Origin of the sequence: Oscillibacter sp. (assembly GCF_032018205.1) — a bacterium.
Lineage (GTDB): Bacteria > Bacillota > Clostridia > Oscillospirales > Oscillospiraceae > Oscillibacter.
In genome coordinates this window covers 19361-32813 of record NZ_DALZOY010000009.1, presented here as the reverse complement: position 1 = coordinate 32813, position 13453 = coordinate 19361, and the positions used below count along the sequence as shown (strand labels likewise).

At 59.7% G+C, this 13453-nt stretch carries 11 protein-coding genes; 10 read left to right on the top strand and 1 reads right to left on the bottom strand.

Annotated elements, in window-relative coordinates:
• Positions 1 to 113 precede the first annotated feature (113 nt).
• Both RTU96_RS08520 and RTU96_RS08515 read left to right on the top strand, forming a co-directional pair.
• The gene (locus RTU96_RS08520; protein ID WP_312636106.1) at positions 114 to 1448 is read left to right on the top strand and encodes a glucose-6-phosphate isomerase; all 1335 of its coding nucleotides are present in this window, start codon (positions 114 to 116) and stop codon (positions 1446 to 1448) included.
• Positions 1449 to 1594: 146 nt separating this feature from the next.
• Positions 1595 to 2005, top strand: coding sequence for a hypothetical protein (locus RTU96_RS08515; RefSeq protein WP_312636105.1), 411 nt, complete (start codon positions 1595 to 1597; stop codon positions 2003 to 2005).
• A gap of 95 nt (positions 2006 to 2100) precedes the next feature.
• On the opposite strand, the gene RTU96_RS08510 is transcribed toward RTU96_RS08515, so the two are convergent.
• Positions 2101 to 3624 (bottom strand): S-layer homology domain-containing protein, encoded by a 1524-nt coding sequence (locus tag RTU96_RS08510; RefSeq protein ID WP_312636104.1) that lies wholly within the window; start codon positions 3622 to 3624, stop codon positions 2101 to 2103.
• Between the two features lie 240 nt (positions 3625 to 3864).
• Here RTU96_RS08510 and recJ point away from each other — a divergent pair, with 240 nt between their 5' ends.
• The 8 genes from recJ to RTU96_RS08470 form a co-directional block, all read left to right on the top strand.
• Positions 3865 to 5967, top strand: coding sequence for a single-stranded-DNA-specific exonuclease RecJ (gene recJ / locus RTU96_RS08505; protein ID WP_312636102.1), 2103 nt, complete (start codon positions 3865 to 3867; stop codon positions 5965 to 5967).
• Entirely contained in the window at positions 5964 to 8177 is a 2214-nt protein-coding gene (locus RTU96_RS08500; protein WP_312636101.1) for a bifunctional (p)ppGpp synthetase/guanosine-3',5'-bis(diphosphate) 3'-pyrophosphohydrolase, read from the top strand. Before recJ ends, RTU96_RS08500 begins: the two co-directional genes overlap by 4 nt.
• A gap of 204 nt (positions 8178 to 8381) precedes the next feature.
• On the top strand, positions 8382 to 8828 hold the full coding sequence (gene dtd, locus RTU96_RS08495; RefSeq protein WP_312636100.1) for a D-aminoacyl-tRNA deacylase: 447 nt from the start codon (positions 8382 to 8384) through the stop codon (positions 8826 to 8828).
• 12 nt (positions 8829 to 8840) lie between these two features.
• Positions 8841 to 9461, top strand: a complete 621-nt coding sequence (locus tag RTU96_RS08490) for an MBL fold metallo-hydrolase (protein ID WP_312636099.1) — start codon at positions 8841 to 8843, stop codon at positions 9459 to 9461.
• Between the two features lie 3 nt (positions 9462 to 9464).
• Positions 9465 to 10970, top strand: a complete 1506-nt coding sequence (gene hemZ / locus RTU96_RS08485) for a coproporphyrinogen dehydrogenase HemZ (protein ID WP_312636098.1) — start codon at positions 9465 to 9467, stop codon at positions 10968 to 10970.
• 57 nt (positions 10971 to 11027) lie between these two features.
• Positions 11028 to 11960: a nucleoside kinase gene (locus RTU96_RS08480; RefSeq protein WP_312636097.1), complete on the top strand. Its 933-nt coding sequence runs from the start codon at positions 11028 to 11030 to the stop codon at positions 11958 to 11960.
• 18 nt (positions 11961 to 11978) lie between these two features.
• Positions 11979 to 12377: a zinc ribbon domain-containing protein gene (locus RTU96_RS08475; protein WP_312636096.1), complete on the top strand. Its 399-nt coding sequence runs from the start codon at positions 11979 to 11981 to the stop codon at positions 12375 to 12377.
• Positions 12378 to 12456: 79 nt separating this feature from the next.
• Positions 12457 to 13453: polysaccharide biosynthesis protein (locus RTU96_RS08470; RefSeq protein ID WP_312636095.1), on the top strand; the 997-nt coding region annotated here is incomplete at its 3' end.

Sequence of the window (13453 nt, the reverse complement as noted above, 5' to 3'; positions counted from 1 at the left end):
TTTCAGTCCGAATTTCCGGTCTTTTTTAGATTTTTCCTTGTGGCGCAGAGGGAATGCTAGTATAATAGGGCCATCACCCAAGGTCGCGGGGCGATCCGGAAAGGACGATTGTTATGCTGGAAGTGAAAACCTTTCATATGGACTCCTTTATCCCCATGCCCTATGAGGAAGCCTTGGCTCCCCGGCTGGGGCTGGCCCATGAAAAGCTGCAAAGCGGAACCGGCCCAGGGGGCGAGTATACCGGCTGGGTCCGTCTGCCGAAAGACTACGACCGGGAGGAGTATGCCCGCATCAAGGCGGCGGCGGCCAAAATCCGCAAAAACTCCGGCGCGTTGGTGGTGGTGGGCATTGGCGGGTCCTATCTTGGCGCCCGGGGCGTGATTGACCTTTTGTGCTCCCCCAGCTATAACCTGAAAAAGAAGGACGGCCCCAACATCTACTTTGCGGGCAACGGTCTGGACGCAGACGCGCTGGGCGAAACGCTGGACCTGTTGGACGGCGTGGATTTTTCCGTAAACATCATCTCCAAGTCCGGCACCACCACCGAGCCCGCCGTGGCCTTCCGCTTTCTGCGGACGCTTTTGGAGGAGCGGTACGGCAAGGACGGCGCGCGGGAGCGCATTTTCGCCACCACCGACCGCAGCCAAGGCGCGCTGAAAGCGCTTGCGGACAAAGAGGGCTGGGAAACCTTCGTGGTGCCCGACGACGTGGGCGGACGGTATTCCGTGCTTACCGCCGTGGGCCTTTTGCCCATCGCGGCGGCGGGCGTGAACATTGACGCGCTGATGGGCGGCGCGGCGGAAATGGTGGAGCGGTGCGCTGTCCCCGGCTATGACTGCCCCTCATGGCGGTATGCCGCCGCCCGGTATCAACTGTACCGGGACGGGAAAACCGTTGAAATTCTCGGCTGCTTTGACCCCGCGTTTCGCATGATGGCGGAGTGGTGGAAGCAGCTTTACGGCGAGAGCGAGGGGAAAGAGGGCAAGGGCCTGTTCCCCGCCAGTGTGGAATTTACCGCCGACCTCCACTCCATGGGCCAGTATATCCAGCAGGGGCGGCGGCTGATGTTTGAAACGGTGGTCCGATTTGGCCCGTCGGCCCGGCAGCTTTCTGTTGAGCAGGACGAAGAGGACGGCGATGGGCTGAATTTCCTTGCGGGAAAGTCTCTGGACTTTATCCGGGACAAAGCCGCCGAGGGAACGCTTCTGGCCCACACGGAGGGCGGCGTTCCCAACCTCATCATTGAGGCCGGGACCCGGAACGCCGAGACTGTGGGCAGTCTGATTTACTTCTTTGAATACGCCTGCGGGCTCAGCGGATATCTGCTGGACGTAAATCCCTTTGACCAGCCGGGCGTGGAGGACTATAAAAAGAATATGTTCGCTCTGCTGGGAAAACCCGGCTTCGAGGACCGGGGTGCGGAGCTTCGGGCAAAGCTGAACCTGTAAACGAATACCGGGGGCGAAATTTTCGCCCCCGGCATTATTCACAAACTTTTTTGCAGGAATTCTGCATTGTTTTTTCGGGGAATCTATGCTATGCTGAAGACATAGAAATCCACCCCGTGATTTCAAAAGAACAGGAGTGATACACTATGGTTAGATTGATTATGGGCGTCAAAGGCTCCGGGAAAACCAAGCAGCTCATCGACCTCATCAACAGCGCGGCAAAGGACGAGCCGGGCAACGTGGTTTGCATTGAATCAAACTCCGCTCTGACTTACGACATCCACTACCATATCCGCCTGATTGACGTAAAGGAATATAAACTGAACAACTACGAGTCCATGCGCGGCTTTATCAGCGGCCTGTATGCCGGGAATTACGACATTTCCCACGTTTTCATCGACAACCTGTGCAAGGTGACTGGCGACGACGTGGACCACAAGACCGAGGAATTTTTGAATTGGCTGGACGCTTTTGGCGAGAAGAACAGCATTAAATTCACCGTCACCATCAGCGCCGAGGTGGGCCTTGCCACCGATGGGATGCAGAAATTCCTGTAAGCGTCCGCGCGAAGACTCTTTCCCACATAAATTCTTAACAAACGGCGGCGGGATCCCGCCGCTTCTATTTTCGGATTCTTTTGTGGTTCCCGGGCTTATTTCAGTCCTGCGAGAATCCCGTTATCCCCGTCCAGGGGGCCGGTCAAATTGTCAAGGCACAGCCCGCCGCCGCCTATAAACGACAAAAGCTGCCGCCGCGCCTGCGCGGAGCGGGCGTCGTTATACCAAACCACCACCCGCTGTCCGGAGCTTGTATAGCTGAGATAGGGCGCGGCATACCGTCCGGACCAGTAGCCCGTGACACCGGAGGTGGACAGCAGGGTGGAAAGCTCCGCCGCGGACACATCCCCCTCGGCCCGTTCTCCCCGCCACTTGGAGCCGGATACGGTGAGCAGAAGCACTATCTTTTCTGCCGGAACGGCGGATGCCACGGCTTCCATTGCATAATAGACCTCCTCCAGCGGCTCTCTGGGCGTGGTGGGCAGTCCGGAAATCACCTGATAATAGGGCGCGATTCGCAAAATAATCTTGTCTGTAACAGCCGCCAGCGCGGCAAAGTCATAGCCGTTGTAGGCCGTGCCCCCCTGCCGGACGGGCGCTTCCGCCGCCACGAAGAAAAGCTTGTCTTTTCCCAAGGCCGTTCGCAGAGCGGTCGCCAGCGCCGTAAGAGCCGCCTTGTCTGTGCCGGTCAGCTTTGAGACGTCCAGCAACACACCGTCCCAGCCGCCGTCAACGGCGGCTGCTGCAAGTTCTTTTGCCAGCGCGGCAGGGTCTGCCTCGGCAAGAACGGAGCCGGAACCGGAAACCTGAAGCAGCACCCGCCTGTCCCCCACCGCCGACCGGATGGCGGCGGCCGTTTCTTCGGAAACGTCGGAAACCAGTTGAAGCGCCCCGTTGTACACCAGCTTCAGCGCGGGAACCGCCACGGTCCCAACGCCCTCAAGACTCAGTCCCGCCGCCTCCCGGGCAATGCCCACAAGCTCCGATGCGGGGGCGTGCAGCTTGTCGTAAACCCGCATCAGCACGGCGGCGGCCTGCTCCCGGGTGACGGGCTTGTCCGGCAGAAATTGCCCCCGGGTGTTCCCCGTCATGATGCCAAGATCGCTGGCCAAAATCAGATAGCCCAGGCTGAAGGTCACGTCGTTAAAGGGAGACTTCCGCTCTCCCGCAAGCCCCGCCAGCGTCCCATACCCCAGTGAGCGCACCAACATCACCGCCATCTCCGCCCGGGTAATGGCGTCGCCCGGACGGAAATTCTCCTCCTGCTGCGTCACCGCCCCCCGGACAAACACGGTTTCCACCGCGCCGTAATACCACTTGGAGGGGTCCTGGTTGTCGGCAAAGGATCCGGCAGCAGGAGAAACCATCTCCCACTCAAACAGGCGGCACAGCACCGCAGCAAACGCCGCACGGGTCATGGACCCACCCATGCCGAACGTTCCGTCGCTCCGACCGTTCAAAAGTCCCTTTTCCGCCGCACGGGCAATGGACTCCGCCGCCCAGTGCGTCTTAGGCACATCGGAAAACTTGGGAGCCGCCGCCGCGCTCACCGGCAGCGCGGTCAACAGGCACAGGCAGCTAAGGCCCACGGCAACCAGCCGTTTCATGTATTTCAGCAAACAATCATCTCCTTTTCAAAGCGCTTCATAAAATAATCTGCCGGGCCACGGCCCGGCCTGCGTAAAATCTTCCAGTGTAATGGCCCCGGTTATTTTAGCAGAATCCGGCCCGCCCGTCAAATTCGCCGCCAAAGGTTAGAATTTTCTTTACGTTTCCGTGGAACTTTGATATAATAGTGGAGTTATTTTGGAAAATAGCACAACTGTGCCGCAAAATTTGTCGGAAGGGGGGCTGCCGTGATGAAATTTGAAAAGTGGAACATCGGAACGCCCTCTCCGGGCGCGGTGGAAGCGCTGCGTCAGGCAGGATATCCCGCGCTGCTGGCCTCTGTGCTGGCGGGCCGGGGCGTCTCCTCCGCGGAGGAGGCCGCCAAGCGATTGGAGTGCGACGGCGCGCTGACCCTCTCCCCCTTTGCCATGGCGGACATGGATAAGGCCGTGGATCGTATCCGCCGCGCCATTGCGGCTGGGGAGACCGTGGCCGTCTTCGGCGACTATGACGTGGACGGCATTACCTCCACCGTGCTGCTGCTGGACTATCTGAAAAACTGCGGCGTTCCCTGCCTGCGCTATATTCCCCGGCGCATTGAGGACGGCTACGGTTTGAGCCGGGAGGCCATTCAATCCCTCCGCGATCAGGGGGCCACGCTGATGGTGACGGTGGACTGCGGCGTCACCGGGGCGGAGGAGATTGATTTTGCAGCTTCCCTTGGGCTGGACGTGGTGGTCACCGACCATCATGAGTGCAAAGGCCCTCTCCCCAAGGCCGCCGCCGTGGTGGACCCCCACCGGGCCGACTGTCCATACCCTTTCAAGCATCTTGCGGGCGTGGGCGTGGCGCTGAAGCTGGTGCTGGCTCTGGGCGGCTCCGGCAACGAGGAGCGGCTGTTTTCCCGATACTGCACCCTTGCCGCCATCGGCACCGTTGCCGACGTGATGCGGATGGAGGGAGAGAATCGGGTGATCGTCCAGCGGGGCCTTGCGGCTCTGCCAAGAACGGATTTTGTGGGCATTCATGCCCTTTTAAAAGAAGCGGGGCTGGACGGAAAACCCGTCACCTCGGTGCAGATTGGCTTTTCTTTGGCCCCCCGCATCAACGCGGCGGGGCGCATGGGGGCGGCGGACCTTGCCGCCGACCTGCTGGAAACCGAAGATCCCGCCCGCGCCGAAGAGCTGGCCCGGGCGCTTTGCGATTTGAACCGGGAGCGTCAGGTAGTGGAACAGGAGATCTGCGCCGACGCGCTGCGCCAGATCGAGTCCTTGCCGGATTCCCAGCGCTCCGCGCTGGTGCTGGACAGCGACGGTTGGCATCAGGGCGTGGTGGGTATCGTGGCCTCCCGCATCAGCGAGAAATTTTCCTGCCCCAGCTTCATGATTCACATTCAGGATAATCTGGGCAAAGGCTCCTGCCGGAGCTTCGGAGGCTTTAACCTCTTTGCCGCGCTGGAGGCGTGCTCCAGCCTGCTGGATGGATTTGGCGGCCACGAGCTGGCCGCGGGCTTCACCATCCGCAAGGAAAACATCGCCCCCTTCCGGGAGAAAATGAACGGCTATGTCCGGGCACACTGCGGAAAGGGCATTCCCGTTCCGGCGTTGGAGATTGACGTCGCCGTGGCCGATCCGGCGGACCTGACCATGGACGAGGTGGAGCAGCTTGGCCATCTGGACCCTTACGGCGCGGGGAATCCCCGGCCTGTCTTCGCGCTGCTTGGCGCGCGGGTGGAGGGCCTTCAGGGAGTGGGGCAGGGAAAGCACCTAAAATTGCAATTAAGCCGCGGCCTTTGCCGATTTGACGCTATCTTTTTCTCCGCCACGGCGGAGGAATACGGCATTCGGGTGGGGGACCGGGTAGATGCCGCCTTCTATCTTCAGGGCAACACCTTCCGTGGCCGGACCACCCTGCAATTGCAGATGGTGGATCTGCGGCTCAGCCGCGTCCCCAGCCGCAGCGAGGTAGAAAGTCTGGAGATCATCCGGCGGCTGCGCTGCGGAGAAAGCCTGACAGCGCAGGAGACGGACCGCCTGAATGTGTCCTTGGAGCAGTTCCGTGTCCTGCTGAGGGCCATCCGCCGATTGCTTCCTCAGGGACGGGCGATGGTCGCAAAGCTGCCGTTTCTCCGCTCCGTGGCCGAGCTTTCCGGCGGGCGGGAAGCATTTTTGCGGGCCGCTTTGGCTCTGGCAGTATTTGAAGAGCGGGAGCTTCTGCGCACCGCACCCGTAGACGAGGAATTTTTTGACATTGCGCTGCTTCCATGGGAAGACAGCGTGGATCTTTGCGCCTGCCCCCTTTTGCAGAGGCTTCATGCCGGGGCGCAGGTCTGGGAAGGGAGGGAGGCCCAATGACCGTAGAAGAAGAATATCAGCTGCTGGAAGACACTATCCGGGCCTATAACCCCTCGGCGGACTTTGCCCATATCCGGGCTGCATACGAATTTGCGGAAAAAAGCCACATCGCCCAGAAACGCAAAAGCGGCGAGCCTTATATTATCCATCCTCTGGCGGTGGCCCAAATTGTGGCTGAGGAGCTGCGGCTGGACTCCGAGTCCATCGAAGCAGCGCTCCTTCACGACGTGATTGAGGACACTCCCGCCAGCCACGAGGAGGTTGCCCGGCTTTTTTCTCCCACGGTTGCGAATCTGGTGGAGGGGGTCAGCAAGCTGACCCGCATCCAGTACGCCACCAAGGAAGACGAGCAGATGGAAAATCTGCGGAAAATGCTCATTGCCATGAGCAAGGACATCCGGGTCATCCTCATCAAGATTTCCGACCGGCTGCACAATATGCGCACCATGGAGTATCAGTCCCCGGAGAAACAGAAGCGAAAATCTCTGGAGACGATGGAAATTTACGCGCCCATTGCCCACCGGCTGGGCATGCAGCGCATGAAGTGGGAGCTGGAGGACCTTTCCCTGAAATATCTGGACCCGGTCGGGTTTGACGAAATCGTTTCAACGCTGAGCGCAAAAAAAGCCGAGTACGACGACTTTATGAACCGCACCCAGGCCCAGATCGACCAGCGCCTGACGGAAATGGAAATCCGCCACAAGGTCTATGGGCGAATGAAGCACCCCTATTCCATTTACCGCAAAATGTTTAACCAGAACAAGTCTCTCGATGAGATTTTCGACCTGTTTGCCTTCCGTGTGGTGGTGGACTCCGTGGGAGACTGCTATAACGTGCTGGGCGTGATCCACGATATCTACAAGCCCATTCTGGGCCGGTTCAAGGACTATATCGGAACTCCCAAGCCCAACGGCTATCAGTCGCTTCACACCACCGTGATGGGCGGAGACGGTATTCCCTTCGAGGTGCAGATCCGCACACAGGAGATGCACGAAATTGCGGAATACGGCGTGGCCGCCCACTGGAAATACAAGCAGAACGGTCAGGGCGGAGGCACTGAAGGGAAATACGAGTGGGTCCGCCGCCTCCTTGAAAATCAGGAGGGCACCGACGCGGAGGAATATATCCGCTCTCTGAAAATTGACATGTTTTCCGACGAGGTGTTCGTGTTCACCCCAGGCGGCGACGTGCAGAACCTTCCCGCCGGAGCCACGCCCATCGACTTTGCCTATTCCGTCCACTCCGCCGTGGGCAACCACATGATCGGCGCGAAGGTCAACGGACGCATTGTCACCTATGACTTTCAGCTTAAAAACGGCGACATTGTGGAGATTCTTACCTCTAAAACTGCCAAGGGTCCCAGCCGGGACTGGCTGAAAATTGCCAAGTCCAGCGAGGCCCGCAGCAAAATCCGCCAGTGGTTTAAAAAGGAGCGGCGCGAGGAAAACATCGCAAACGGCCGCACCGCCTTTGAATCAGAGCTGAAGCACTGCGGCATTGCCATGCGGGATGTGCTGGCCCTTGAAAATCTTCCGGAGCTTTTAAAGCGGGTGTCCTTCGGGACGCTGGATGAGATGTACGCCGCCATCGGCTACGGCGGATTTTCCGCCCAGAAGGCCGTGAACCGGATGCAGGGCGAGCTGATGCGCATTCAAAAGCTGCACCAGCAGGAAAAGTCTCTGGAAGACGCCATGGAGGCAGGCAAAGCCGAAGAACCGGCAAAGGCCGCCGTCCCCAAGCGCGCCCGCAGCGAGCAGGGCATCATCGTGGAGGGACTTTCCAACTGCCTTGTGAAATTTTCAAAATGCTGCACCCCTGTTCCGGGAGATGAGATCATCGGCTTTATTACCCGGGGATACGGCGTGTCCGTCCATCGGCACGACTGTCCCAACGCCTCGGAGGAGCGCCGCAGCCAGCCGGACCAGCAGGGCCGGTGGATTAAGGTCACTTGGGGCGTGGATACCAATGACAGCTACCGCACTTCTCTGGAAATTCTGGCAAAGGACCGTAACAATCTGGTGCTGGACGTTTCTGCGGCCCTGTCTGTGACCAATACCCGGGTGGCGGCGCTGAACGTCCGCACCACCGAGGACCGCTTTGCCGTCATCACGCTGGAGGTCAGCGTCAAGGACGGCGAGCAGCTTCAGTCGTTAATGAAGCGGCTCAATCAGGTTTCGGGAGTTTTGAACGTCACGCGGCCCGCCGGATAACGTCGGAGCATGCTCCATATCCCTCGCTTTGCCCTGCGGGCAAAGCTCGCTCATTTCGCCGCTCCTCCTTTTCCCCGAAATGCGGCGTAACCGCTTTTCGGGGAGATGAGACGAGGGAACGGACTAAATTCCGTATCATTCATTCCATTGCCGCTCCTTTTCACGGGGACACGGCAGATATCAATTAGTAAAGGAGATCTGCACATGCGCGCGGTAATCACGAGAGTCACCCGGGCCTCCGTTTCCATCGACGGAGCCGTGAAGGGCCAAATCGGTCAAGGCTTTCTCATCCTTTTAGGCATCACTCATGAGGACACGGAGGCCGAAGTCCTCAAGCTGGCCGACAAAATCTGCGGCCTACGCATTTTTGAGGATGAAAATGGCAAAATGAATTTAGGGCTGGACGCTGTGGACGGCGAACTGCTGATTATCTCTCAGTTCACCCTGTATGGAAGCTGCAAGCGGGGCCGCAGACCGGACTTTCTTGCCGCCGCGCGACCGGAAGTTGCCATTCCTCTGTACGAAGCCTTTATTGCGGCTTGCCGGGAAAAGGTTTCACGGGTGGAAACCGGCGAATTTGGTGCGGATATGAAGGTGGACTCCATGAACGACGGCCCGCTGACGCTGATCTTGGATACCGACACGCTGTAAGGAGCTTTTGCCATGAAAATCGTTACCATGCAGGTTGGCGCGATTATGACCAACTGCTATATTTTTTGCGACGAGGAAGCGAAGGTCTGCGCCATTGTGGACCCCGGCGCCGACGCGGACCGGGTTGCCCGTGCCGTGGAGGAAACCGGCTGCACCCCCGTCTGCATTTTCCTGACCCACGGGCACTATGACCACACTGGCGCGGTGGCGGAGCTTTTGGAGCAGTACCCCGGCATTCCCGCCTATCTGAATCGCCGGGATGTCCATGGTGACGACGCGGACCGGCGGACTCGGGAGCTGTTCTTGACTCTGCCCGCCACGGTGGACTACGGCGAGGGTGACACGGTACAGGTGGGCGGCTTGACCGTCTCGGTCTTGTCCACCCCCGGCCATTCTCCCGGCTCTGTGACGCTTCTGTGCGGCGAGGCCATGTTTGCCGGAGACACGTTGTTTGCCGGCTCCTGCGGCCGGACGGATCTGTCCGGCGGCAATGTGGGCGACATGCTGGCATCCCTGTCCCGTCTGGGGCGGCTCGAAGGGGAATACACCGTGCTCCCCGGCCATATGGGGCCTTCTCTTCTCAGCCGGGAGCGGGCGTACAACCCCTTTATGATTCAGGCACTGGGTCGCTGAGCCATGTTTTTGAAATTTGAGGGGCATCAGGAACTGTATGCCATGGAGCAAACCCTGATGGCCCTGCTGCCGGAGGAGCGGCCCGTCTACGAGGGAAATGACCCCAACCGGGCTGTAATTACTCTGCGCCAAATCGGCAGTCATGCCGAAGCGGTGACCGAAATGCTCTATCAGGGGCACACAGGTCGGGGCGAAGCCGCGCGGGAGTTGAGCGGCACCGCCTATGAACAAGAGGGCCAGCGCCGCAGACTGCTGCAAATGAGCTTTTTCAAAGCCGCCCGGGAGGCCGCCGGACTAGCGCCACCGTGGGGGAGCCTTACGGGCGTGCGGCCCGACAAAACGGCGGTAGCTGCTCTGGACTTGGGCGACTCCTCCGAGGAGGTCCGGCGGATGCTGGAGGACGAGTATTTCGTCACGCCCCGCCGGGCAAGACTTGCAACGGAGACGGCCTGCGTCACCCGCCGCGTGCGGAAGGATTTAGGCCCCAAGGATATCGCCCTGTACGTTGGCATCCCCTTCTGCCCCACCCGCTGTGCCTATTGCAGCTTTGTCAGCGCCAGCGTGGAGCGGAGTTTCCATCTGGTGGAACCGTATCTGGCGGCGCTGAAGGCCGAGATTTCTTCTGCGGGAAAGCTTTGCCGGGAGCTGGGCCTGCGGGTCCGCTCCTTTTACATGGGAGGCGGAACCCCTACCACTCTTACGGCAGAGCAGATGGACGGATTGCTGGGCGGCCTTGCCGATTCGTTTGACTTTGCGGCCTGCTGCGAGTATACTGTCGAGGCCGGACGGCCCGACACGGTGACGCCGGAAAAGCTGCGGGTGCTGAAAAGCCGGGGCGTGACGCGGATTTCCGTGAACCCCCAGACCATGGAGGACCGGGTGCTTGCTGCCATCGGCCGCCGCCACAGCGCCGCCCAGATTTTCTCCGCCATGGAGCAGGCCGCCGAAGCCGGGTTTGAGCATGTTAACATGGACCTGATCGCGGGCCTGCCCGAAGACGACCCGGAGGGCTTTCGCCGGTCGCTGGACGCCTGCATTGCTTTGGGAGCGGACAACATCACCGTCCACACCCTGAGCCTGAAAAAAGGCAGCCGCATCACACTGGAGGGCCTGCGCATCCCCTCCGCCGAGGCAGTGGGTGAAATGCTGGACTATGCGGACCCTACGCTCCGCGCCGCCGGATACGGGCCTTACTATCTCTACCGGCAGAAGTATATGTCCGGCAGCTTTGAAAACACGGGCTGGTGCAAACCGGGAGCCGAGAATCTTTACAACATCTACATCATGTCGGAGCTGTGCTCCATTCTCTCCTGCGGCGCGGGCGGGTCCACAAAAATGGTGGGCAGGTCGGGCCGTATCAGCCGGGTGTTCAATTTGAAATACCCGGTGGAATACACGTCGCGGCCCGGCAAGATTTCGGAAAATCAGGCGGCTTTTGCCGCGTTTTACCAAAATGCCGCGGCCTCCCTCTCCCCTTCCGCTTCCGGGCGGGAGACAGCGGGGGATTGAATCAGGACGCGCGGGCAAAGCGCGCCGCAGGTCCACTTTGGAAAGGGGTTTGAAATCATGGCGTATTCTCTCATCGACATCAATCAGGCGGTCCGCAGCGATCCCGAGGAGTTTTCCCGGCGCTGCGACGAGGACTTTCAGAAGAAGGTGCGCATGGCGGCAGAAAAAATCGCCGCTCACCGGGGCGAGTCCCGCATCATTTTGCTCTCCGGCCCCTCCGGCTCCGGAAAGACCACCACGGCTTTGAAGGTGGAGGACGTACTCAAGTCCATGGGAATCATGACCTATACAGTGTCCATGGATAACTATTTCAACACCGTGGACCCGGAAACCGCCCCCCGGAACCGGGAGGGCGCCATTGACTTCGAGTCCCCCTTCTGTCTGGACATTGATCTTTTAAACCGTCACTTCGCCATGCTGGACCGGGGCGAGACAATCCATGTGCCCAAATACGAATTTGCCCGCCAGATGCGCTCGGACATCATGTCCCAGCCCATGCGTCTGGGGCCTGACGAGCTGGTGATTTTTGAGGGCATCCACGCCCTGAACGACGTGATTGTAGGCAAGAATCCCCATGCCTTCAAGCTCTACATCGCGGCCCGCAGCAGCGTGCTGGACGAGGCGGGAAGCGCCTTGTTCGACCATGCGTGGCTGCGTCTTTGCCGCCGGATTGTCCGGGACCACAACTTCCGGGGCAGCAGCGCTGAATTCACTCTGAAAATGTGGGATAATGTCCGCCGGGGGGAAAAGCTGTACATCTCTCCCTATAAGGAAAACGCGGATCTGATGTTTGACTCGTCTCTTGAGTGCGAATTTTCCATTCTCAAGCCGTATGTGGTCCCCCTGCTGGAGGAGCTGCCCCGGGGCAAATACCCGGTGGCGGACCAGATTCTCACCGCCTACGAGCGCTTTGAGGGCATGACCGCCGAATATCTGGCATTGGATTCTCTGGCCCGCGAATTTGTGGGCGGCGGCACCTATACCTATTAAGTTAAGGAGGGCGTCAACATGGATGAAAGATTGCAGGAGATTCTGGATACCGTGCAGAAAACCGCCGAGGAGGTGGGTACCGCCGCAGGCGACCTTTTTACCGCCGCAGGTCAAAAGGCATCCTCCCTTCTCTCCGTCAGCAAGCTGAATGTCCGCGCGGCAGACCTGAAGGCCCAGCGGAGCGCGCTTTTGCAGGAGGTTGGTTCCATGGTGTACGGAACCCACACCGGCAAAATTGCCGACTCCGACCAGCTTCTTGGCAAGCTCCGTGAGATTGACGAGGTGAACGCGGAGCTTGACCGCACCGCCGCGGAGATTGCCCGGCTGCGGCAGCTTGATGCCCGGGTGTGCCCCCTGTGCGGGTTTGACCCCAAGCAAGGCGATGTTTTCTGCCGTCACTGCGGAACCCGCCTGTGACGGAGACATGACGGCAGAATGTACGCATATCCTTGTTGGAGAAACGGCTCCAACCTTTTGAAAAAATTGAGGTAACTTCATGGCGAATAACGCGAAAAAGCAGTCCTTTCTGGGCGGCGCGGCGATTTTAGCCTCCGCCGTGGCCATTGTGAAGCTCGTGGGCGCGGTTTACCGCATTCCGGTGAACAACCTTCTCAGCGCCGAGGGCAAGACCTACTTCAAGGTGGCCTACGACATTTTCAACGTCCTGATGACCGTGTCCACTGCGGGCCTTCCTCTCGCCATTTCCAAGCTCACCAGCCGCGCCCACGCCACAGGGCGGGAAAATGAAAAACGCAAGCTGTTTCGCACCGCAATCTGGCTGTTTTTGGGAATTGGCCTTGTCGGCTCGCTGCTGATGTTTTTCGGAGCGTCCCAATTGGCCGACCTCCAGCGCCAGCCCCTGGCGGCCCACGCCATCCGTGCGCTGGCGCCCACCATCCTGTGCGTCAGCCTTCTTGCCTGTATGCGGGGCTACACACAGGGGCAGGGCAATATGACCCCCACCGCCGTGTCGCAGGTCATTGAGGTCACCTTTAAGCTGGGCGTGGGCCTGCCGCTGGCATGGTATCTCATCCGCGTGGTGCAAAAGGGCGTGGCCTACGGCGCCGCAGGCGCCATATTGGGCGTCACGGTCAGTGAAATCATCTCTCTGGGCTTTATGTCGCTCTATCTGTTCCGTCATCGGGACAATCAGGCGCTTTCCAACGATGTGCCCCCTTCCAGCGGCACGCTGATGAAGCAGGTTTTGCACATTGGCATTCCCATCACGCTGAGCAATTCCGCCATGAGTCTTCTGACCATGCTGGATACCACCATCGTCCTGCGCCGGCTGGCCGATATCGAAAACCAGCTTCCCGCCGCGCCGAGCGTCCTGTTTGGACAGTATGGCTACGGCACGGACCTCGTGAATCTGCCGCCCTCCTTTGTCTTTCCCGTGACCATGAGCCTGATTCCCTTTGTGGCGGCGGCGTTGGCCCGGCATGAAAACGCCAGAGCCAACCGTGTCGTCTCCTCCGCCCTGCGGCTGATCGCCT

What these genes read in the sequence shown, in the direction of transcription:
- RTU96_RS08500 (WP_312636101.1), top strand. Translation starts at nt 5,964, where the DNA reads ATGACCGTAGAAGAAGAATATCAGCTGCTGGAAGACACTATCCGGGCC.
- RTU96_RS08490 (WP_312636099.1), top strand. Translation starts at nt 8,841, where the DNA reads ATGAAAATCGTTACCATGCAGGTTGGCGCGATTATGACCAACTGCTAT.
- dtd (WP_312636100.1), top strand. Translation starts at nt 8,382, where the DNA reads ATGCGCGCGGTAATCACGAGAGTCACCCGGGCCTCCGTTTCCATCGAC.
- hemZ (WP_312636098.1), top strand. Translation starts at nt 9,465, where the DNA reads ATGTTTTTGAAATTTGAGGGGCATCAGGAACTGTATGCCATGGAGCAA.
- recJ (WP_312636102.1), top strand. Translation starts at nt 3,865, where the DNA reads ATGAAATTTGAAAAGTGGAACATCGGAACGCCCTCTCCGGGCGCGGTG.
- RTU96_RS08520 (WP_312636106.1), top strand. Translation starts at nt 114, where the DNA reads ATGCTGGAAGTGAAAACCTTTCATATGGACTCCTTTATCCCCATGCCC.
- RTU96_RS08475 (WP_312636096.1), top strand. Translation starts at nt 11,979, where the DNA reads ATGGATGAAAGATTGCAGGAGATTCTGGATACCGTGCAGAAAACCGCC.
- RTU96_RS08515 (WP_312636105.1), top strand. Translation starts at nt 1,595, where the DNA reads ATGGTTAGATTGATTATGGGCGTCAAAGGCTCCGGGAAAACCAAGCAG.
- RTU96_RS08480 (WP_312636097.1), top strand. Translation starts at nt 11,028, where the DNA reads ATGGCGTATTCTCTCATCGACATCAATCAGGCGGTCCGCAGCGATCCC.